Source organism: Enterococcus sp. DIV1283b (assembly GCF_051710965.1).
Classification (GTDB): Bacteria; Bacillota; Bacilli; order Lactobacillales; family Enterococcaceae; genus Enterococcus_B; species Enterococcus_B lactis.
In genome coordinates this window covers 222,216-243,886 of sequence record NZ_JBIOLR010000001.1, presented here as the reverse complement: position 1 = coordinate 243,886, position 21,671 = coordinate 222,216, and the positions used below count along the sequence as shown (strand labels likewise).

18 protein-coding genes are annotated in these 21,671 nt (G+C 39.1%); 2 read left to right on the top strand and 16 right to left on the bottom strand.

The window, feature by feature from the left end:
* Positions 1-53: 53 nt before the first annotated feature.
* Complete coding sequence (locus tag IGJ53_RS01185; RefSeq protein ID WP_002293387.1) at positions 54-923, top strand: helix-turn-helix domain-containing protein; 870 nt, start codon at positions 54-56, stop codon at positions 921-923.
* 118 nt (positions 924-1,041) lie between these two features.
* On the opposite strand, the gene IGJ53_RS01180 is transcribed toward IGJ53_RS01185, so the two are convergent.
* From IGJ53_RS01180 to tgt, 9 genes are all read right to left on the bottom strand, one after another.
* The gene (locus IGJ53_RS01180; protein WP_438749361.1) at positions 1,042-1,941 is read right to left on the bottom strand and encodes a helix-turn-helix domain-containing protein; all 900 of its coding nucleotides are present in this window, start codon (positions 1,939-1,941) and stop codon (positions 1,042-1,044) included.
* 163 nt (positions 1,942-2,104) lie between these two features.
* Positions 2,105-2,929, bottom strand: a complete 825-nt coding sequence (locus IGJ53_RS01175) for a sugar phosphate isomerase/epimerase family protein (protein WP_438749359.1) — start codon at positions 2,927-2,929, stop codon at positions 2,105-2,107.
* 10 nt (positions 2,930-2,939) lie between these two features.
* Positions 2,940-4,235 carry a TRAP transporter large permease gene (locus IGJ53_RS01170; RefSeq protein WP_002329715.1) on the bottom strand — a complete coding sequence of 432 codons (1,296 nt, stop codon included), beginning with the start codon at positions 4,233-4,235 and terminating at the stop codon, positions 2,940-2,942.
* 15 nt (positions 4,236-4,250) lie between these two features.
* Positions 4,251-4,730, bottom strand: coding sequence for a TRAP transporter small permease (locus tag IGJ53_RS01165; protein ID WP_002328053.1), 480 nt, complete (start codon positions 4,728-4,730; stop codon positions 4,251-4,253).
* 5 nt (positions 4,731-4,735) lie between these two features.
* Positions 4,736-5,764 (bottom strand): TRAP transporter substrate-binding protein, encoded by a 1,029-nt coding sequence (locus IGJ53_RS01160; protein WP_010731790.1) that lies wholly within the window; start codon positions 5,762-5,764, stop codon positions 4,736-4,738.
* A gap of 16 nt (positions 5,765-5,780) precedes the next feature.
* A complete protein-coding gene (bglB, locus tag IGJ53_RS01155; protein ID WP_002309738.1) occupies positions 5,781-6,887 on the bottom strand; it encodes a beta-galactosidase BglB in 1,107 nt (368 codons plus the stop codon).
* A 228-nt stretch (positions 6,888-7,115) separates the two neighbouring features.
* The gene (adhE, locus tag IGJ53_RS01150; protein ID WP_259742050.1) at positions 7,116-9,713 is read right to left on the bottom strand and encodes a bifunctional acetaldehyde-CoA/alcohol dehydrogenase; all 2,598 of its coding nucleotides are present in this window, start codon (positions 9,711-9,713) and stop codon (positions 7,116-7,118) included.
* A gap of 304 nt (positions 9,714-10,017) precedes the next feature.
* Positions 10,018-10,398, bottom strand: coding sequence for a preprotein translocase subunit YajC (gene yajC, locus IGJ53_RS01145; RefSeq protein ID WP_010731787.1), 381 nt, complete (start codon positions 10,396-10,398; stop codon positions 10,018-10,020).
* A 96-nt stretch (positions 10,399-10,494) separates the two neighbouring features.
* Positions 10,495-11,640, bottom strand: a complete 1,146-nt coding sequence (gene tgt / locus IGJ53_RS01140) for a tRNA guanosine(34) transglycosylase Tgt (protein ID WP_002294183.1) — start codon at positions 11,638-11,640, stop codon at positions 10,495-10,497.
* Between the two features lie 215 nt (positions 11,641-11,855).
* On the opposite strand from tgt, the gene IGJ53_RS01135 reads away from it, so the two are divergent.
* A complete protein-coding gene (locus IGJ53_RS01135; RefSeq protein ID WP_010731786.1) occupies positions 11,856-12,554 on the top strand; it encodes a DUF975 family protein in 699 nt (232 codons plus the stop codon).
* A 170-nt stretch (positions 12,555-12,724) separates the two neighbouring features.
* Here the strand turns inward: IGJ53_RS01135 and IGJ53_RS01130 are convergent, their stop codons facing one another.
* The 7 genes from IGJ53_RS01130 to IGJ53_RS01100 all read right to left on the bottom strand — a co-directional run bounded on the left by IGJ53_RS01130 (position 12,725) and on the right by IGJ53_RS01100 (position 21,638).
* Entirely contained in the window at positions 12,725-15,364 is a 2,640-nt protein-coding gene (locus IGJ53_RS01130) for a cation-translocating P-type ATPase (RefSeq protein ID WP_010731785.1), read from the bottom strand.
* 636 nt (positions 15,365-16,000) lie between these two features.
* A complete protein-coding gene (gene queA / locus IGJ53_RS01125; protein ID WP_438749355.1) occupies positions 16,001-17,032 on the bottom strand; it encodes a tRNA preQ1(34) S-adenosylmethionine ribosyltransferase-isomerase QueA in 1,032 nt (343 codons plus the stop codon).
* A gap of 173 nt (positions 17,033-17,205) precedes the next feature.
* Entirely contained in the window at positions 17,206-18,021 is an 816-nt protein-coding gene (locus IGJ53_RS01120) for a PTS system mannose/fructose/sorbose family transporter subunit IID (protein ID WP_010731784.1), read from the bottom strand.
* Positions 18,022-18,033: 12 nt separating this feature from the next.
* Positions 18,034-18,885, bottom strand: coding sequence for a PTS mannose/fructose/sorbose/N-acetylgalactosamine transporter subunit IIC (locus IGJ53_RS01115; protein ID WP_002325219.1), 852 nt, complete (start codon positions 18,883-18,885; stop codon positions 18,034-18,036).
* Between the two features lie 50 nt (positions 18,886-18,935).
* Positions 18,936-19,421 carry a PTS system mannose/fructose/N-acetylgalactosamine-transporter subunit IIB gene (locus tag IGJ53_RS01110; protein WP_002325218.1) on the bottom strand — a complete coding sequence of 162 codons (486 nt, stop codon included), beginning with the start codon at positions 19,419-19,421 and terminating at the stop codon, positions 18,936-18,938.
* Positions 19,422-19,438: 17 nt separating this feature from the next.
* Positions 19,439-19,885 carry a PTS sugar transporter subunit IIA gene (locus IGJ53_RS01105; protein WP_259742051.1) on the bottom strand — a complete coding sequence of 149 codons (447 nt, stop codon included), beginning with the start codon at positions 19,883-19,885 and terminating at the stop codon, positions 19,439-19,441.
* Between the two features lie 16 nt (positions 19,886-19,901).
* Positions 19,902-21,638 (bottom strand): class I mannose-6-phosphate isomerase, encoded by a 1,737-nt coding sequence (locus tag IGJ53_RS01100; RefSeq protein WP_002325216.1) that lies wholly within the window; start codon positions 21,636-21,638, stop codon positions 19,902-19,904.
* Between the last annotated feature and the right edge of the window lie 33 nt (positions 21,639-21,671).

Sequence of the window (21,671 nt, the reverse complement as noted above, 5' to 3'; positions counted from 1 at the left end):
TCACACTATTTTGGTATATAATTGCATTATCTTGACAAGTTGGGAGTGTTTACATGGATTACTGGGAAAAAGCCAATCACTCATGGTCGGAAGACTCAAAAAGAGTGATCTTGACACCTACGCAAAGAAGTAGGAATTTATTTTTTTATATCCAAGAAATCGGTTACTTTAAAGCGCCGGTCCCTTACTATACTGAACGAGCACATTTACCTTCTTATTTGATAAAATTTACTTTGTCTGGCGAAGGTTTGCTTACATATAAAGATAATCAGCACCAGCTAAAAGCTGGAGACCTCTTTTTTATTGACTGCCAAGAATATCAGCGTTATCAAACGATTAGCGAAGAACCATGGGAAATGGATTGGATCCATTTGAATGGTCAGAGCGTCCAATCATTTTATCAAGAATTCACAAAAGATGGCCATAACACCTTCCATTCGACAGGTGATCCATCAGAAAATAAGATCCATCATCTGATCACAGAATTGATCCACATGCAGCAAGGTGCGAATGCCCGTACCGATTTCCAGTCCTCTGTAGCTATCCACGAGCTGTTGAATGAACTGATTTTGCAGAAGTATCAGCTGGATTTCGAAGAAGAAGATATCCCACCTTACGTTTATAAGCTTAAGCAATATTTGGACGAACACTTCAAAGAAACGATCACACTTGATCAATTAGAACAGCAATTTTTACTGAATAAATATCAGCTGAGCAAAGATTTTTCCAAATTCATCGGTTCTCCGCCAATCGATTATTTAATCAGCAAAAAACTCTCTTACGCTAAAGACCTTCTTCGGTATACAGAATTTACTATTCGAATGATTTCCGAAGAAATCGGAATCGAGAATTTTGCTTACTTTAGTCGCTTGTTCAAAGCAAAAACCGGATTATCACCGAGAGATTTTCGTAAATTTAGCTGATTCATATAATATGTACGCACTTTTTTTAAATATTTATAGTAGAAAAATAAAATAACCGCAGTTTCTGCTTCTATATAAACAACAGCAGCTACTTCGGTTATTTTTTGAGCAATCATTCTCATTGTTCATCTTCAAAATGTTCATAATGAACAAGCTGGTTTTGTGTATCGCGTTTCAAAAATTCTTTAGGCGTTATACCAAACTCTCTCTTGAATGCTTTCAGAAAATGTGGATAAGACGAAAAACCACTTTTACTATATACAGCACTAGAACTACGGTACTCTCGCAACAAGTGCTTGGCATAGATCAGCTTTTTCTTCATTACATACTGATGAAACGTAAATCCAGTGTACTTTTTGAATTCTCGGGTGATATGGTATTTGCTGACAAAAAATTGCTTCTCCATTTCCTCTAAAGAAAGCGGATGAGATAAATTTTTTGAGATATATTGTAACATTTGTTCCACACGCTCATTTGGAACTACAGCATTCTGTTCTTGCGCACTCTCTTCTTTTTGTACTACTTGATTGAGAAAAATCAAGTATTCTACCAGAGCTTGTTCATATTTTATGTCTTCACCGTAAATTTTTTTATCAGGAGGATGGTCGATAAATGATAATTTTTGCTTCAATACTTCCTGTTCGACTTGCAATACACGACTCCTTTTCTCTCCCATTGGTTGAAAACAAGCCGATAGATTAGACCATGGCGTGGAACGACTTTCCAGAAAAGAAGGGGTAACAAAAATATAGACACGCTCGAATACATCTGAAGACTGGCGGACAATACGATGCAAATCGTTGGAATGGATGAGCAGCACACTTCCTGCTTTGATCGTAAATTGCCGTCCGTTCAAATAAAAAGTCGCTTCACCCTTTAATGTAGTATGAATCTCATAGAAATCATGGTGATGGTAGATTGTTTTATTTTGGCTGACGACATCTTTGACATGATAGATTTCATACTGATCAGAAACCATCGTATTGACTTGTTCACCGCTTATTTTCTTTTGGAGCATGTGCTGCACCTCCTTTGTTCAGTTGTGCACAATTATATTATATCACGTTTTTTGTAATCAAAAAGAGCTGCTTTTATACACTCTTATAAAAAAGAAGAGACGTGACATCTTCTAGCCCCGCCCCCTCCATTCTAAATATTAGTTAATCAATGCCTTCTTTACATTATTCAAGAAGACTTCTTCCATAACGAATCCCATCATCTTTTGTTTCTTCAAGAACCACATACAGATACGGACGGTTCTTCTTGATGATTTCTTTGATTTTTGTGTACTCGATCACACCGTCTCCCAAATTTACCGGCACGATTTTTTCCTGTTCGACACGAAAATCTTTCAAATGAACCGCACATATCTTTTCACCAAAACGCTCAAAAGCTTCTTCTACCAATTGGACTTGTTCTTGATAATTAGTACTTGTGATCAAATTTGTCGGATCTAAAATGATTCCTAGATAGTCCGAATCCACTGCTTGGATCAGCTGCTCTACTCTTGCTAAAGAATACACCGGATGATTCAAACCTGGTTCTATCCCCACCATCATTTGGTATTTTTCTCCAGCTTTTACCAAGCGACGGATAACGGACACTGCTTCAGCAAATGCTTCATCTGTGAAATTTTCTTCCGTATATTGGATTTCCGGCAAGACACATCCAGTTTCCGAAGCAACCATCGACGCACCAAAGGAAGAAGCATAGTGAAGATACTGCTCGAACTTTGTCAGCAACTCTTCTCGTATCATTAAATCTGGATGAATCATATTGATATAGCAACTTAAAATTCCTACGGACACTTCTTGCTTTTCTAAGACTTGTTTGACATAATTTCCCATCCCAGAATTGATTTCGTTTGCGCCAGAAGACATTTCAGGAAACGAAAGACCTAAGGCGAGCTGCAGTGTATGGATCCCTTGTTCTTTTGTTTTTTCTGCAAGATCTTCTATCGTTTGGACTTGGGAAAGATCATGTCCTCTAATTGTAATGTTCAACATAATTATTCTCCTAACTCAGCATATTGGGTAGCCACATGACAATTTGCGGGAAATAGGTAATCAAAAACAAGACGACTAGGATAATCCCATAAAACGGAAGAAGTGGTTTCAGCATTGCCTCTGCTTTTACGCCTCCTACACTTGCACCGACATATAGCCCTGTACCTACAGGTGGCGTGATGGATCCTACACACAGATTCATGATTGAAAACAACCCGTAATGTACAGGATCAACCCCTACACTTGTGACGATCGGTAAAAATATTGGTGTAAAAATCAAAATAGCAGGCGCTACATCCATAAACATACCCACAAGTAATAACACAAGATTGACTAATAACAGAATCACTAGCTTATTATCCGTTACGCCCATAATCAACGAACTAATCGCCTGAGGAATACCGGTAAACGCCATGGCGAAAGACATCATGGAAGAAGTAGCCAATAAGAACATGATCGTCCCTGACATTGCTACTGATTGAAACAACATATTAGGTATATCTTTTAGTTTTACCGTTTTATAGTAAAACATAGCAATCAATAGGGAGTAAATGACAGCTATCGCTGAAGCTTCTACTGCTGTAAATATCCCCGTCAAGATACCACCGATAATGATGACAATCAATAGAAGGCTAGGAATCGCCTCTTTTATTATTTTTCCAGCATGAGCCATCTGTCCTTTTTCGACAACAGGGTATTTATTCTTTTTAGCAACGATGAATGCTACTAGCATGATTCCTAGTGCCCACAGAGCCCCTACGAGATAACCTCCCATAAATAAAGCCGAAATCGAAGCACCACCAGCAACAAGTGAATACATGATAAAAGCAGTACTTGGAGGAATGACCATACCTGTCGGAGCTGACGCGATATTGACCGCTGTCGCAAACTTCCGGTCATATCCTTCTTCCACTTGCTGAGGGATCAAGACTCCGCCAATCGCGGTAGAAGCGGCAATGGCTGAGCTAGAGATGGAACCAAATAAAGCATTCCCTAACACATTCGTATGAGCCAAAGCCCCCGGTACGCGTCCGACGAACAACATCGCAAAATCCACTAGTTTCTTGGCTATCCCTCCATTATTCATGATAATACCTGAAAGAACAAAAAACGGAATAGCGATGAGCGAAAAACTGTTGATACTTCCCACCATTTTTTGAGCTGAACTAAAAGCAGAAACATCAAACGGTATAACTAACAATAAAGTCATCATTGATGAGAACGCAATACTTATAGCAATCGGCATCCCTAATACAAGCAACACGACAAATACAAAAAATAACACTAATCCGGCTTCTATTGCCATTTTATTCCTCCATTTTTATATTTTTTCTTGAATTGCTGGCTTGTTGCTTAATGTATCGATTAGATTGATCAGACTATAGATAATGATGAGTATACCTGAGACAGGTATTGACAAATAGACGTACCCCATCGGAATGCTTAAAGAAGGTGAGATCTGCCCCATTGTCAATGTGACAGCATTCCATCCGCCATACACCATGATCATCGCAGCAAATACCAGAAACAAACTTTGAACAACGACTTCTAAAATCTTACTTTTTTTACCAGATAATTTTTCACTTAAAACCGTTACGGCTAAATGTGCTTTTTGTCCCACAACATACGCGGAAGATAACATGGCAAACCAGACAAGACCGAATCGGACAAGCTCTTCTGTGACCGTATTTGGATTTCCTAAAACCGTTCTGGAAAATACTTGCCATAAAACGACAGCGACCATCCCAACAAGCAAAACAGCTCCTAGGATCTCTAACACCTTATTTAAAATCATTTTCATCACAGCTACGCTCCTTGCTCTTGGATCTTTTGATAAAGGTCTTTGTAGGCAGGATCGTTTTTGAATGTATCATGAATCGGCGCGACTGCCTCTCGAAACGGTGTATTATCTACATCATTGAATTGAACTCCATGTTCTTCTTGTGCTAAAGCTTTCTCTTCTTCAATTGCTCTGGCAAAAGCTTCGATTTCAAAAACCGTCGATTCTTTTGCTGCTTCTTCAATCGCTTTTTCCTGTTCAGCAGTTAGCTGTTCTTTGATAGCATCATTCATGATGATGATATCGGGCACACGTGTATGCTCATCATAAGAATAGTATTTAGCTACCCCGCCATGTCCAGCTGTATACAAGACAAATTCATTGTTTTCTGATCCGTTGATCAAATTGGATTGAAGAGAAGTGTATACCTCATCACTTCCCATGGGGACTGGCGAACCACCTAAAAGCTCTACCATTTTAATAGCTGTTTCGCTTTGCATCACACGGATTTTCTTTCCCTTCAAATCTTCCGGTGTATGGATTGGTCCGTCTACCATATAAAAACTACGTTGACCAGAATCATAATAGGTCAATCCGGTAAATCCTAAATCTTTGGTTGATTGGTAGATTGGTTCCATTATTTCTTCATTATCCATCACCTTAAAAAAATGTTCTTCATCATTGAATAGATAGGGAACTGAAAAAATCGAATAATCTTTAGAAAAACTTTCCAATGCTGAGGCACTTACTTTTGTGAAATCTACTGCTCCTGACTGTGTCAACTCGATCAGTTCCCGTTCTCCACCCAGTTGTCCATCTGGAAAATACTGGATCTGTACGGAACCATCTGTTTTTTCTTTTACTAAACGCCCAAATTCATTCATTGCATCAATTACCGGCTGGCTGTTGCTTGCATAAGCAAAGCGCAAGGTAACTGTCTCATTTACGTCTGCATCTGCGACAGTTGCCACACTAGAATTATTTCCGCAGCCGCTTAGACCTAGCAGACCTAGGCTAAGCGAACTTGCTGCAAACAGCAGTGATGTTTTTTTCATATGGGTTTCCTTTCTTTTAACAATAAGAGACGAGCAATTCTGTCAAACAAAGCACCGTTAACGACTGTCCATAAGGCATTGCTGTGATTCCGATATTCCGATAAAAATCTAAACTATCCCCCATTCCTGTCCCGATTGAAACGTTTTGGACTTCTCCTTTTTCATCGATTTGTTCAAGCAATCCTTGGATAGCACGATAAGCGACTTCTTTATATTCTTGCGGCAAATAACGTTTATGGACCGCTTTCAAAATACCGTAAGCAAACCCTGCAGTTGCAGAAGATTCCACATAAGAAGAAGGATCATCTAACAACGTATGCCATAAACCGCTTTCAGATTGATAAGTTTTTAATGCACGCACTTGTGCTTCAAGTGTTTCAATCAATAATTTGCGCAATGCATCTTCTTTCGATAGTTCTAAGATCTCGATGATTTCTGGAATAGCAATCGTCAACCAGCAGTTTCCACGAGCCCAAAATGCTTCGGCGTAGTTATGATTTCCTTCAAACGTCCAGCCGTGATACCACAACCCTGTCCGCTTATCCATCAAGTATTTGATGTGGATCATAAACTGGTAACGTGCTTCTTCTAAATATTCTGGGCGATTCAACAGTTTTCCGATTTTTGCCAAAGGAAGCACTGTCATCATCAATGTATCATCCCACAGCTGATTCTTATTTTCCGGTCCATATGTGGCATGTTGCAACCCCTCTTCATTTGTCCGAGGCATGTCATTCATGACCCATTCTGCCCATTGTTCTAAATAAGGCAAATAGCGTGAATCTTTCGTGTCTTCATACAAGTAAGCCATCGTCAACAATGGGGCCATCGTATTGACGTTTTTTGGCGGAGCGCCTTCTTCCATCCGATCTTCAAACCATTCATTGACTACTTGATAAGCGCGAGGATTTTTTGTCATCTGGTAATTTTTATAAATACCGTATAATCCGACACCTTGTGGCCAATTCCATACTGTCCAGCTTTTGTCATCTACTTTCAATCCATCAAAGTCCAATAAAAATTCACCGTTATCGTCTTTGATCGTTGTCAGGTTTTCAACGAGCAGGTCAATTTTTTCTTTCACTAATTCTTTAGGTACAAAAATCTCTTCTTTAATAATCATCTTTACGCCACCTTTTTAAACGCTTTCATTTTATATCCTTAATATAGCAGTAATACCGTTCACTATAAATATCGCTTTTTGAACAAAAACTGTCTAAAATTGACCTAAACGTTAAATAACAAAAGTAACTTTCAAATACTTAGAAAACAAAAAAAGAACTTGGAGAAACAACGTTTTCCAAGTTCTTTTTCATCTATTTTTTTATCTCTTTTCTATGCTTTCTTTTGCTTATCCATTGTAAGCATCAATGATGATCTGTTTCAATTCAGAGATCAATGGTTCTTTCGGATTAGCTGTCGTACATTGGTCTTCGTAAGCTAATTCAGCCATACGGTCTACGGTTGTATCTAGTGTTTCTTGTGTGACTCCTTGAGCTTTTAGACTCATGTTGATGCCGACAGATTTTCCTAATTCATAAACAGCAGTTGCTAAAGCTTCGACTAATTCCTCTGTTGTTTCGCCTTTCAGACCTAAGAATTTTGCAATATCTGCGTAATCTGTATCTGCACGGAAATAGTCATATTTAGGGAACATCGCATGTTTTTGTGGATCTTTTGCATTATAGCGGATAATATGCGGTAAAAGAATCGCATTTGTCCGTCCATGAGGGATCCCGTATTCCCCGCCGATTTTATGTGCGACTGAGTGACAAATACCTAGGAATGCGTTAGCAAACGCCATACCAGCCATTGTAGAAGCGTTGTGCATTTTTTCACGTGATTCCATATCAGGTGTTTTCACTGATTTTTCTAAATTGTCAAAGACTAATTTGATCGCTTGCAGACTCAACCCGCGTGTATAATCTGAAGCCATGACTGAAACATAAGATTCAATTGCATGCGTCAACACATCCATTCCTGTATCTGCTGTGACAGATGCTGGAACTGACATGACGAATTGAGGATCGACGATTGCGACATCCGGTGTCAATGCATAATCTGCTAACGGATATTTCACATGTGTTTCACTGTCAGTGATGACCGCAAATGGTGTTACTTCAGAACCAGTTCCTGATGTTGTCGGGATACATACGAATTGTGTCTTTTCTGGTTTATCGATCTTGTATGTCCGTTTACGGATATCCAAGAATTTTTGTTTTGCACCGAAGAAAGATGTGTCTGGGTGTTCGTAGAACATCCACATTCCCTTAGCCGCGTCCATTGCAGAACCGCCTCCAAGAGCAATTACTGTATCCGGCTTGAAGTCTGCCATCAATTTCGTTCCTGCGTATACGGTATTTGTCGATGGGTTCGGTTCAACCTCTGAGAAGACTTCGATTTTCACATCATTTTTGCGTCGTGCCAATACTTCACGAACTGTATCGCAGTAACCAAATTGGACCATACCTGGGTCACAAACGATCATGACACGTTCAACATTTTCCATTTTCTCTAAGTACAATAGAGAATTCTTTTCAAAGAAGATTTTTGGCGGTAATTTGAACCATTGCATGTTATTTCTCCGTTTCGCTACAGTTTTGACATTGATTAAGTTTACAGCAGAGACGTTACGAGAAACAGAGTTCTTACCATAAGAACCGCATCCCAAAGTCAATGACGGAATCATTTCGTTATAGATATCACCGATGCCGCCTTCTGCAGATGGTGTATTCACTAAAATACGACAAGCTTTCATTCGAAGACCGAATTTGACATGCAACTCTTCGTTTTCTGAATGGATAACTGCTGTATGTCCTAATCCTCCAAGATTCAACATACCTTCACACAAATCGAACGCATGGTCCGTATTGTTAGCTTTGATCATGGCAAGAACTGGAGAAAGTTTTTCTCTTGATAGCGGATAGTCTGGTCCTACGCCTTCCAATTCAGCAATCAGCATTTTCGTTCCTTTTGGTACACTGATTCCTGCCAATTTAGCGATTTCCATCGCAGAATGTCCAACGATTGATGGATTGACCGCATATTTTCCTTCGTTCATCACTGCATCTTCCAATTTTTGCAATTCATCTGGTTTTACGATATAAACTTGGTGTGCTTGGAATTCCGCTTTTACTGCTGCGTAGATTTCTTTGTCCACGATCACAGCTTGTTCAGAAGCACAGATCATCCCATTATCAAATGTTTTCGAAACGATCAAATCGTTCACTGCACGTTTGATTTTTGCTGTTTTTTCAATATAAGCTGGTACGTTACCTGGACCTACACCTAAAGCTGGTTTTCCTGTAGAGTAAGCAGACTTGACCATTCCAGCTCCACCTGTCGCTAAGACGATCGCGATACCTGGATGGTTCATTAGCATAGAAGTCGCTTCGATCGATGGATGTTCGATCCATTGGATACAATTTTCAGGAGCTCCGGCAGCGATAGCAGCATCACGTACCACTCGTGCTGCTTCTGCAGAAGATTTTTGGGCACTTGGATGGAAAGCAAAAACGATTGGATTTCTTGTTTTCAACGCGATCATTGATTTGAAAATCGTTGTGGAAGTCGGATTCGTTGTTGGAGTTACTCCGCAAACCACACCGACTGGTTCAGCAATTTCAATCAATCCTTTTTGGACATCTTCATTGATTACACCAACTGTTTTATCATGTTTGATATTATGCCAAATATATTCGGACGCATACATATTTTTGATTGCTTTATCTTCGTAAACACCGCGACCTGTTTCTTCCACAGCCATCTTTGCTAATGGCATATGTTGATCTAAAGCTGCCATTGCCATTTCATGCACGATATGGTCCACTTTTTCTTGATCAAAGCTTTCCATTTCTTTCAATGCTGCATTTGCTTTTTCTGCCAAACCATCAATCATTGCTTGTACGTCAATTGTCTTCGTTTTTTCTTTTTCCATTACTTTAGCCATCATTATCCTCCTAATGGGTCATGGTTATTTGTTAAATCATTCACATGTATATCATACAATATTTGTTTTTCTATGTAAACACTTTTTTGTGATTTTTTTCACAGTTATTTTTAAATATAAAATTGCTTTATTTACAGGCGTTTGTATAGAAAAATATATAAAGTTATTTATTATTATTTATATGACACACCCGATTATTCAATGTTGAGCAATGTATCCCATGCTCTTATCTCTTTCTTTTTTGAATAAAAAATGAGGTAGGACATCTTTCTGCCCTACCTCGTCTTTAAATAAGCTTTGATACTTATTTTTCTTTTTTCTCTTCTGTCTCTTCCAGTGTTTCTGTTGTTTCAGTTTTTACTTCAACTGTCTCAGTTGGTTCTTCTGTTGTTTCAACAGTCGTTGTTGCATCATTTGTTACGACAGTCCCTGGTTTGACCGTTTTGATTGCTGCACGATCGTACTCAAGGAAGATCCCTTCGCAGTCTAAAACGACTGTCCGTTTATCATTGTCGATTTCTGAAACAACTCCGTGTAATCCGCCGATCGTTACGACTGAATCACCTGGTTTCATGCTATCTAACAAGTTTTGACGTTCTTGCTGTTGTTTCTTTTGCGAACGTGACATAAAAAACCACATTGCTAATAGCGCGATAAACATCACAAGCATTGGTAATGATCCCATTTTTTTCACCTCACTAATTCTGTATCTACAAAAAACACTTTAGCAGAAAAATGCTGCTAACACTAGTTTTTTACTTAATTTTTAAAAGATTTTCCTTTAGAAACTTTTTGCGTTTTCTTTATTGAACCCGTACTCTTCAAAAAAGGCTTCTCTAAATTCAAGCAAATTATCATCCATGATCGCTTGACGTACTTGTTTCATTAAATTCAACAAGAAGTATAAATTATGGTAAGAAGTCAAACGAATGCCAAATGTTTCATCACATTTGATCAAATGGCGGATATAGGCACGTGTATAGTTTTTACATGTGTAACAATCACATTTCTCATCAATTGGACGGAAATCATGGGCATATTTCGCATTTTTCACTACTAGACGGCCTTGAGAAGTCATACATGTGCCATTTCGAGCGATTCGAGTAGGCAAGACACAGTCAAACATGTCTACTCCACGGATAACACCATCGATCAATGAATCAGCAGCACCGACACCCATCAAGTAACGTGGTTTGTTTTCGGGGATCAACGGTGTAGTGAATTCTAATACACGATTCATTTCTGATTTAGGTTCCCCGACAGATAACCCGCCGATTGAGTAACCAGGGAAATCCATGCCGACTAGATCTTTCGCGCTTTGACGACGAAGATCTTCAAATCCTGCGCCTTGGATGATTCCAAATAATCCTTGACGGTCTGGGTTAGCATGAGCTTTCAATCCTCGTTCTGCCCATCGAGACGTACGTTCTACTGATTTTTTCACGTAGTCGTAACTTTCATCGAATGGTGGACATTCGTCAAAACTCATCATAATATCAGAGCCCAATTTATTTTGGATGTTGATTGCTTTTTCTGGTGATAAAAACATACGCGAACCGTTCAAGTGGTTTTTGAAATGCACGCCTTCTTCTTCAATATTCCGCATATCACTTAATGAAAAAACTTGAAAGCCACCTGAATCTGTTAAAATCGGTTGATCCCAGTTCATAAATTTATGCAGTCCGCCAGCTTCTTCTACTAAGTCTTCACCAGGGCGTAGCCATAAATGATATGTATTACTTAAAATAACGCCAGCACCCATTTCTTTCAACTCTTCTGGGGACATTGTTTTTACTGTAGCTAATGTTCCTACTGGCATGAACATTGGTGTGGGAAAAGTTCCGTGCGGCGTGATCAATTCCCCTAAACGCGCGCCAGTATGTTTTTCTTTCTTGATTAAACGATAGCGAATGGCAGGTTGCGTCATTCATTTCCCTACTTTCTATATAAAATATCTTGACAACTCCCACCATCATAATCGTTTCAAGTGCTTTTTGCAAGTTCCCTCGGCTTCCTTCTACTTTATTTAATATTCTTTTTTTCATCTTTTTTTCATGAATAACAAAAAAGAAAAAACATTATGCCAGAAATATTTTTTGATACATGGTATATTGGTTTTATGAAAGAAAGGAGGGAAAAATCATGCAATCTTCTGCAGAATTAAAACGCCAAGCAAAAGAGAGTTTAAAAGGTCGGTGGGGTCAAGCTGTTTTATTAAATCTAATCCCTACATTGATTGGTATTGCTGCTATTCTTCTTATTATGATTCCTATTATCTTGTTTGCTATTGCCACGTATGATGGATCAGCGAACGTCTCAGATGCGATGGCATCAGGAAGCGGTAGTTCAGGAGGCGGCGGTGGAATTATTTCTAGCATTATCAGCGCTTTGTTCATGAGTGGTATTTCTTGGACTTATCTTGATGTTTTACGCGGTCAAAAAGATCAGATTGAACCATTCAAAGATGCATTTCGTGGATTCAAAGGTTTGTTTATCGGCGGAGTAATCGGCTTAGCTGTACTGATTTCAATCTTTACAACATTATGGGGTTTGTTATTAGTTATTCCTGGAATCATTAAAAGCTATTCTTATTCTCAAAGCTATTTTATCTATTATGATATCGTCCAAGAAACAGGTCAAACGCCTAAAGTACTGGATACGATCACCGCAAGTCGAAAATTGATGGATGGTTACAAAGGAAAACTTTTCTGGTTGGATCTTTCATTTATCGGCTGGCATATCTTAGCATTAGCAACTGCTGGTATCGGTTATCTATGGCTCAGCCCATACATTTCCGCAACAAAAGCAGCATTTTATGAACAATTGCCGAAAGATATTTAAAAGAGAGTGTGACTTGTGACCGAGGGGTTGGCAGGAGAACACCGTTTATCGAGAGGTAGTAAAAGAAACATTCAGCCTATTAGCAAAAAAGGAGGTGTGACAACATTCATGTCACACCTCCTTTTTTTGTATAGTTCCAGTAAAAAGAAAATCAACTTAGAAACAGTTAATTATACCTCTTCTTCTGCTTCCGGTAATCGATGGAACTTGATCAGTTCATTGACCGCGATTGGTACGATAGACAAAATTCCTACCAAGAACCAGTGATTCAAACTGATGTGTACTAGGCCGAATAGTTCTTGCGTAAACGGCAGCAAAGCAACAGCCGTTGTAATAGCTAATGCCAGTAACGCCATTTCTACCAAAGCTTTATTGGTTGCTAAATTGACTTTAAAGATCGATTGACTGCTGCGTACATTGAATACATGCAAAATCGATGAATAAGCTAAGATCAAGAATGCAACTGTTTGACCGACATGCTGACTTGCGTCTACCCATGGGCTGATAGTATCGACATAACTACCTAAATAATAACCAAACAAGGTTACGATGGTGAAGACCCCTGCGTTTATGGCGATTTTTTGCAATAAGCCTCGAGCAAAGATTCCTTCATTTTTCGGAATAGGTGGCTGATCCATGATGCCGTGTTCTGCTGGTTCTCTTCCTAAAGCAAATCCTGGAAGCCCATCGGCAACTACATTGACAAACAGTAGTTGTACAGCTGTGAATGGCGCTCCCCAGCCTAACAGCATCGCAATCAAAACAATAAAGATCTCCGAAATGTTGCAACTTAGCAAAAAGTTGATTGCTTTACGAATATTCTGATAAACCGAGCGTCCTTGACTGACAGCATCGACGATCGTCGCAAAGTTGTCATCCGTCAGAATCATATCTGCGGCACTTTGCGCCACATCTGTCCCTGTGATCCCCATAGCACATCCGACGTTACTTGCTTTCAACGCTGGTGCATCATTCACACCATCACCTGTCATCGCTACGACTGCACCTGTACGTTGCCAAGATTTGACGATCCGGATCTTGTCTTCTGGCGTTACCCGAGCATAGACAGAGAGAGCTTTGACACGCGCATCTAATTCTTCGTCTGATAATTGATGCAGTTCTGATCCTGAGAGTGCTTCTGACGGATCATTCAAGATACCTAATTCTTTCGCTATGGCACTGGCAGTTACCACATGATCTCCAGTGATCATGACTGTTTTGATGCCGGCCTTTTTCGCTCGCTTGATTGCTCCTTTACTTTCTGGACGTGGCGGATCGATCATTCCGATCAGGCCAATCAAACGTAAGTCTTTTTCCAATGCTTCAGAAGAAATATCTTGCGGTTCTTCATCATAAGTAGCATAACCAACAGCAATCACTCTCAGTGCCCGTTTACCAAAGCGATCATTAACGATTGCTGCTTGTTCTACATCGCCTGAACTAAAGCGCGGAGCCAGAACATCGAATGCTCCTTTGGTGATTGAGATGTATTTTTCGCCCATTTGATGAACCGTTGTCATCATTTTTCGTTCGGAATCAAAAGGAAGCTCGTTTACTCGTGGATATTTTTCTTCTAATTCTGCTTTTGTATGATAGTTCTCTTCAACAGCCCTAACGATGGCTACCTCTGTTGGATTACCTTTGATAACAAGCTCATCGTCTTCTTGTTCGACCGTCACATCTGTACATAATGCAGCCATTTTCAATATTTCCATCGCGCTGTTCGTCATTGAGTCTTCGATATTCGTTACTTCATCTTCTTTGCTCCAGACTCGGCGGACGCGCATTTCATTTTGTGTCAGCGTTCCTGTTTTGTCTGAGCAGATAACATTAGCGGTTCCTAGCGTCTCTACTGCTGGTAGCTGCCGGATGATCGCATGTTTCCTCGCCATCTTCTGCACACCGTATGCAAGTGTCAACGTAACAATAACAGTCAAGGTTTCCGGTACAGCTGCAACAGCCAAGGAAATCGAAGTCATGAACATCTCAAGGAGTGGTTCTCCTTGCAGTTCGCCAATCACAAATACTAGAGCCGCAGCCGCTAAAGCGATCATACTGATTCGTTTGCCTAGCTGATTCAATCGGACCTGTAAAGGTGTTTTTTGCATGGTGTTTTCGTTCAAAAGATCCGCGATCTTACCCATTTCAGTAGCCATACCAATAGCAGTGACGATGGCTTTCCCACGACCTGCAGCAACCGTACATCCTTTAAATACCATATTAAGTTGGTCACCTAATGACTCATCTTCTTTTGCGACGAATGCTGCATCTTTTTCGACTGCTTCACTTTCTCCAGTCAACGCCGATTCTTCTACACGCAATTGTGATGCTTCGATCAAACGGGCATCGGCAGAAATAGCATCACCGGACTCTAAAACAAGAATATCCCCAACCACCAGTTGCTCTGACTCAACAGTGGTCACTTTGCCGTCTCGTATGACAGTTGCCGTTTGTTTATTCATATCTTGCAAGGATTCCAGTGCTTTTTCTGCATTTCCTTCTTGGACGATCGCCAATACCGAGTTGATCACAACGATAGCGATGATCAGCAGTCCTTCAAATAAATCTCCATGCTCTGTAGCAAATGCAGTATAAAAGGAAATCACCGCTGCTATAAGAAGGATGATCGTTGTAAAATCCGACAAGCTTCGAAAGAATTTTTTGATCATCGATTCTTTCGGCGCCTCATCGAATTTATTCAATCCCTGCTTTTTTCGACGTTCATCCACTTCTTGTGAAGACACCCCAGTATCTGGATCTGCTTCTGTTACCTTTTTTACTTCTTCTATTGTCTGCTTGTATTCTTCCATCCTATTCCTCCTTCAAAATCTTCGCACAAAAAAAGGTACTTATTTTACTATAACATCCTTCATTTACTATAACACCCTTTTTTTAATTACTTCAAACAAAGGGCTTATTGATTATTTGTTAAGAAAGCATAAAATCCAAAGCGCTTATATTTGCAAGCGCTGCCAAAAAATGCTATTATATAGTTGTAAGGAAGGAGGATACCATCAAATAAACAGAAGAATTTCTCGATAGAACAATGTAAGCAAACAAAGTTGTTAGAAGTACAGGTTTCACCCAGACATGCGTGTAGAGTACAAACCTATAAATAGTGAATGCGTATGGATGTTTGGATCACGAAGTATCCGAAACAAGAAGTAATGCGATACGTAACAATTGAATAACGTAAACGTCTGAAAATTGAATAGGAACAAGAGATGTTTCAAATGTTGAAGATGTAACGAAAACAAAATTTTTGTTTAACATGAAGAAATTCAACACCGTGCTTTGCATGTATGATGGAAAGTTACAATCATTTCTGTTTATTTGAATCCTTCCGAGATACAAGAAAGCCGAGCTTATCGAGAGCTCGGCTTTTTCTTTGTCATTAAATCTTTGTAAAACTTTTTGATATTCAAAAATCAGTGCTTTTCATAACCTTATTTCACGAACATCGCATCTCCGAAACTAAAGAAACGATAGCGTTCGTCAATTGCATGCTGATAAGCAGATAATGTCAATTCTCTTCCGGCAAAAGCACTTACTAACATGACTAAAGTTGATTTTGGCAAATGAAAATTGGTTGAGAAAGCTTCCACCACTTTGAATTCATAGCCAGGCGTGATGAAAATATCGGTCCATCCACTGTCTGCTTTGATTTCTCCATTGAATTTCGTTCCAATCGTTTCTAACGTTCGAATCGAAGTTGTTCCGACAGCCACGATTTTCCCGCCGTTTTTACGTACTTGATTCAATCGTTCAGCTGCTTCTTCCGTCAAACGGTAGAATTCACTATGCATATGGTGTTCTTCGATCTTATCTACGCTGACAGGACGGAATGTACCTAACCCTACGTGTAGTGTCAGATAGACTAATTCAACACCCTTTGCTTCGATCTCATCAAGCAGTTCTTTCGTAAAATGCAATCCCGCTGTTGGCGCTGCAGCAGAACCATTTTCTTTCGCATAGACAGTTTGATAGCGATCTGGGTCTTCCAGACGTTCTTTGATATATGGTGGCAATGGCATTTCTCCCAATGATTCAAGAATCTCTAGGAAAATTTCTTCATACTCAAAGTCAATGATCCGTCCGCCGTGTTCCAATTCTTCTTTCACTACTGCTTGCAATCTGCCATCACCAAAAGAGATTCTTGTCCCAACTTTGGCACGTTTCGCAGGTTTGATCAATGTCTCCCACGTATCTCCTTCTGTATTCGTTAGAAGAAGGACTTCTAAATGAGCACCAGTATCTGGTTTTTCTCCATATAAACGAGCGGGCAGAACTCGTGTATTATTCATGACTAGCGCATCACCAGGGTGTAATTCTTCAATGATTTCATGGAAATGCTTGTCTTTCATTTCTCCAGTTTTCCGATCCAAAACAAGTAAACGAGAATGATCGCGGTCTTTTAATGGTGTTTGTGCGATCAACTCTTCCGGCAAGTCAAAATCAAAATCTTCTGTTGTTAACATATCGTCACTCACTTTCTATCATGTGCTTCATCATTCTATCATGTTTTTCGTTCTGTTGGCAAAAAACGAAATCTTACAAGTATATTGTGTACTAACTAAAAACGGATAGAGGCGATTGCTTCTATCCGTTCATTCCATTCTATATATTTATTATTTCATTAGCCTGACTCTTCTTAAAATATTCCGACCAATACTCCAATTGTTGTAATACCCGTTAAAATAAGAATCACTTTTACGGCACTCAAATGTTTTTGAGAAATAAGATACCAAGCTAGTAAAACCATGATCAAAGGTAAAATTTTTGGAAAAACACCATCTAAAACAGATTGAAGCTTGACGCTTTCATCGCCACTCATGTATTTTATTTTCGTTGTTAAAGCTACATAATTAGCAGATAGGCCTCCTACAACCATGATTCCCAAAATATTAAATGCATTTGTGATATGTCTTGAATTTTCTCCAACAATCACATCAATTGCATCTACTCCAAGTTTATAGCCTTTCATAAAGCAAAAATAGCTAATAAATAATCCAATCATGAAATAAGCTATCATATAAAAAATCGGACCCATGGGACTTCCATCTTTAGCCATTCCCATAGCAATCGACAATAAAATCGGGATGACGATACCTTGAATAATCGAATCACCAATCCCAGCAATCGGGCCCATCAAAGTAGCCTTGATGGCAGTCGGCATTTCCTCGTCAACACCACTCTTATTAGCGATAGATTCTTCTAGTGAAGTCACGATCCCATTAATCAACTGTCCAGTTTGCGGTTCAGTATTATAGAACATAGAGTGACGGACCAAAAGTCTCTTTTGTGCCTCCAGATCATCTGAATAATACCGCTTGGCAAATGGCAAAAATGAATAAGCTTCCGCATGTGCTTGTAATTTTTCGTAAGACGAGGAGGATAAGGATGTCATAGCAAATCTTATCCATATTTGACGTAATTCTTTTTTGCTTAACTTTATTTTCTCAGTCATTATTTCTTCCTCCTAGAACATATCTTCATCTTCATAAGCTGCGTCATCTTTAGATGTATCGATTTCAGCCCCTAGATTTGTAGCTGCCAATGGTTGTTTTTGTTGGTTACTTGTTGCGATGTAAACCAAATAGGCAATCAGAGCGGCGATAAAAACTAATGCGAGTGTGCTGAGATTCGCAAATGCAATCAACACAAAACCGGCAAAGAAGAAAATAAGCTGGATTTTTTGTTTGATTACGATACTCATCAACATAGCAACACCAAGCGCTGGCAATACACCGCCTAAGACAGCGATGATATCTGTGATTTGATGAGGAACACTATTCAATAACCAATTGACCATCCCTTTACCGAAATAAATAGCCAGAGTTACAGGAAGAAATCGAATGATGAAAATAACTAATTGCGGATAGATAACGTGATTATAAACAATTCCTTTACCGTCTGCATTTTCTGCTGCTTTCTGTGCACGATTATTGAAGAAAGAGAAAAACGCCTGTTTTGAGTTGTGGAAAATCAATCCGAATGTTTGCCCTATAAGAATAGCTAAAGTGACCGCTACTGCTGGATCCTTTGTAGTTGCCAAAGCGAGTCCCAGTCCACCATATGATGCATAAGTAATCTCACTATTTGTCGCACCGCCAGTAGATAAGTTCGCTATAAAAACTGCCTGTACGGCTAGTCCACATAACACACCTGCTTTCACATCTCCAAAGGCTAGCCCTGTCAAAAAACCTGCAACTAATGGCCGGCCAACAACGTAAAAACCACCTGTCACACCAAGAAGGGGTGCAGAATCAACTGCTCCTAAATAACAAAATATACCAGTTAAAGCAGCGGAAAGTAGTAAATTAATATCCATTTTTATCCCCCATTTAAAAAATATAATCCTTCGCCTACATCAAAATTATTCTAACTGTATTTTTTCTTGACAACTTCCCATGATTTTTTTTCATCATCTGGCAACAATTGGAAAGTTACCCGATACCCACTAGTTTCTAATTTTTCAAATGCATCATATTCGTTTTGAGTTAACGCAACATTACGCGCCACATTGATAGCACCTGTGCCGCCAGAAATAGGTCCTACATTTACTACTTTTCCAAAATCGATTCCTGCTTCTGCTAGTTGCGCAAAATAAGCTGGAGAATCAGTGATAAGAAAGAAATTTTTATTTGATTTTACTGCTTTTGGGATACTTTCCTTTGCTTGTTCAACTGTATAAATACCTAGCTTTAATTCTGCCGCTGCTGCTTTTAAAACCTTTTTTCTTAACTCATCCTTGGCCACTTCGTCGCTCACTACAAGTATTCCTTGAACAGCGTATTGCTTCGTCCAACGTGTCATTGTTTGCCCGTGTATAACCCGGTCATCTATTCTTGCTAATGTGATTGTCATTTTATTTCCCTCCGTTATTAAAAAAAGTCATCCAAATCATTATTTTCTACTTCCGAATCAAGCAGACGTTCGATTGAACTTTGTGCTGTTTCAACAGCCTTTCGAGCGTACAAAGTGAATGTATCCTTGTCTACGTTTTTCTCAAACGAAAGCATCGTACCTATATCTAAAAGCATGGGAAGATTTACTCCAGAAATCACTTCAATATTCTCTGGATATTTCAATTTCAAACGATAACTCTCGTTATATGGTGTTCCCCCTTTGATGTCTGTGAATAAAAACAGATAATTGTTTTTGATTTTTTCCTCGACTAAAGAATGGAATTGCTTAGAGAAAGTTTCGATTCCTTCTTCTGTCAGAGGTAATGCAAAAATATGCTCCGCCTTACCAGCAATCATTTGATAGGCATTTTTTAATTCGATGCTGAGTTGTCCATGGGAAACTAATAGAATGACTGCATTCATAAACGATCCCTCCTTGTCAAATTTTTACAAACGCTTGTATCACTGCGAATTTGCCTTTTTCTTTTGCCTTTAGCGTGTATTCCTTCACACTTTCTGGCACAATAAATGTTTCGCCATAATGGACTTCCATCGGTTGGAAAGTGTTATCAGTCGAGCAAACAAGAATTTCGCTTCCTTCAACTAGACATAACATATTGACGCTTTCATTTGTTTGTAGCTGAACCTCATCTGTGAACCAATGCCGGATACTATCTATAAATTCAATCTCTGCTAGACCTGTACGCTCACTCGTTACTCCTATTTGTTGATTTTCAAGCTTTTCACAATTTTCCAGTCTAGTAAAAAGGTGTTCATTAATGTATTCTTCATTTCGATCCATTTGTATATTTTCAATCCCATGTTCTAAATGAATCGGACGAGGCAGTCCATTTAGTCCCACACGCCCCCAGTCCCAAAGCTTAAAGGTAAAGATATACGGTGTGGCACTGATTTCAAGTACAACTGTATTTTTCCCTGAACAGTGTATGGTACCTGCTGGGATCGAAAAATGATCGTGCTTTTTGACAGTGATTTCATTGACATATTTTTCAGCTTCGAAATTTTCTCCAGTTTGATTGGCTTTTTTCAAGTCATTAAACAGGGTGTCTTTGGTTATTCCTGTTTTTGTCCCTAAATAGACCTTTGCTCCTTCTTTACAATCCAAAATGTAATAGGATTCATCTTGTGTAAAAGGCATCCCAAATTTATCAAAAGCGTATTCCGTTAAAGGATGGACTTGCAAACTCAAGTTTCCTCCGTCCATCGTGTCCAAATAATCAAAACGGATCGGGAACTTTCTTCCAAATCTTGCTCGCACTTTCTCTCCCAGCAAATTAGTTGTCTCTTCCTCCACCACAACTTGTGAAGGGATTTCAACGATGTCATTCTCGAATTGTAAAAGCAATGAGTTTTCTTCGGGAACCCCGTCAAAAGCCCAACCATAATTTTCCTTGTCTTCTGGTAAATGAAAATTCTTTTTCATCCATTGACCGCCCCAAACACTTTCATCAAAATACGGTACTGTACGAAAGGGCTGTTTCGCTATTTGAGCAGTTGCCTGACGGTATTGACTGCCAGTGATCATTTTGGGCTGATTAGTTTTGACCGTATCGATATAGTAATCGATTATTGGATATATACCATGCTGTAAACGATCTGCCATTGGCCATTCAAAAAAGAATCCTCTTTTAAATTTACCGATTCCTTCTTCATCAGGATTATTGGTTTTCCAATTGGTCATTTGTTCATTTCGGTAACGTAGCTGTATCTCCCAACGTGATACCCCTATAGAAATAAGAACATCTGCTTTTGTAAGAAGACTTGCACCAAATCCATAGATGACTTTTAATCCTTTACCTGCTAAGCGTTCTCGTGCTGCTTCCAATTGTTCAGATGGATAAAAATCTTGGATATTATAATGAGAATAGACACCAAATACTCGATCTTCTGTGATATGATCTCGAATTTTTTTCTGAACTTCCTCTACTGTCAATCCGTATTCGTCTATAAAGATTTTTTCTTTGATTTCTGGAAACTCACTAAGGAAATCGTTTTCAATTTCTTCCTTTCTTACTCCAGGATAGCATTCCAAAACGATGACTGCGTCTTCTCTATTACCTAGATAGCTTTTTATTTCTTCAATAATTGCTCTGTACCCTACAATCGCTTTTCCTTTATTTCTGACATCTACAGTTGGCTTCAAATTATATTTCATCTCTAACAACCTTTCTATTGTCATTACATTATG

Bases quoted from the DNA above. Each gene is read 5' to 3' on its own strand.
- IGJ53_RS01110 (WP_002325218.1), bottom strand. From the start codon at position 19,421: ATGACAATCACATTAGCAAGAATAGATGACCGGGTTATACACGGGCAA.
- IGJ53_RS01160 (WP_010731790.1), bottom strand. From the start codon at position 5,764: ATGAAAAAAACATCACTGCTGTTTGCAGCAAGTTCGCTTAGCCTAGGT.
- bglB (WP_002309738.1), bottom strand. From the start codon at position 6,887: ATGATTATTAAAGAAGAGATTTTTGTACCTAAAGAATTAGTGAAAGAA.
- IGJ53_RS01170 (WP_002329715.1), bottom strand. From the start codon at position 4,235: ATGGCAATAGAAGCCGGATTAGTGTTATTTTTTGTATTTGTCGTGTTG.
- IGJ53_RS01135 (WP_010731786.1), top strand. From the start codon at position 11,856: ATGCAATCTTCTGCAGAATTAAAACGCCAAGCAAAAGAGAGTTTAAAA.
- yajC (WP_010731787.1), bottom strand. From the start codon at position 10,398: ATGGGATCATTACCAATGCTTGTGATGTTTATCGCGCTATTAGCAATG.
- IGJ53_RS01105 (WP_259742051.1), bottom strand. From the start codon at position 19,885: ATGAATGCAGTCATTCTATTAGTTTCCCATGGACAACTCAGCATCGAA.
- adhE (WP_259742050.1), bottom strand. From the start codon at position 9,713: ATGGCTAAAGTAATGGAAAAAGAAAAAACGAAGACAATTGACGTACAA.
- IGJ53_RS01175 (WP_438749359.1), bottom strand. From the start codon at position 2,929: ATGTTGAACATTACAATTAGAGGACATGATCTTTCCCAAGTCCAAACG.
- IGJ53_RS01180 (WP_438749361.1), bottom strand. From the start codon at position 1,941: ATGCTCCAAAAGAAAATAAGCGGTGAACAAGTCAATACGATGGTTTCT.
- IGJ53_RS01120 (WP_010731784.1), bottom strand. From the start codon at position 18,021: ATGACTGAGAAAATAAAGTTAAGCAAAAAAGAATTACGTCAAATATGG.
- queA (WP_438749355.1), bottom strand. From the start codon at position 17,032: ATGTTAACAACAGAAGATTTTGATTTTGACTTGCCGGAAGAGTTGATC.
- IGJ53_RS01100 (WP_002325216.1), bottom strand. From the start codon at position 21,638: ATGAAATATAATTTGAAGCCAACTGTAGATGTCAGAAATAAAGGAAAA.
- IGJ53_RS01165 (WP_002328053.1), bottom strand. From the start codon at position 4,730: ATGAAAATGATTTTAAATAAGGTGTTAGAGATCCTAGGAGCTGTTTTG.
- IGJ53_RS01130 (WP_010731785.1), bottom strand. From the start codon at position 15,364: ATGGAAGAATACAAGCAGACAATAGAAGAAGTAAAAAAGGTAACAGAA.
- tgt (WP_002294183.1), bottom strand. From the start codon at position 11,640: ATGACGCAACCTGCCATTCGCTATCGTTTAATCAAGAAAGAAAAACAT.
- IGJ53_RS01185 (WP_002293387.1), top strand. From the start codon at position 54: ATGGATTACTGGGAAAAAGCCAATCACTCATGGTCGGAAGACTCAAAA.
- IGJ53_RS01115 (WP_002325219.1), bottom strand. From the start codon at position 18,885: ATGGATATTAATTTACTACTTTCCGCTGCTTTAACTGGTATATTTTGT.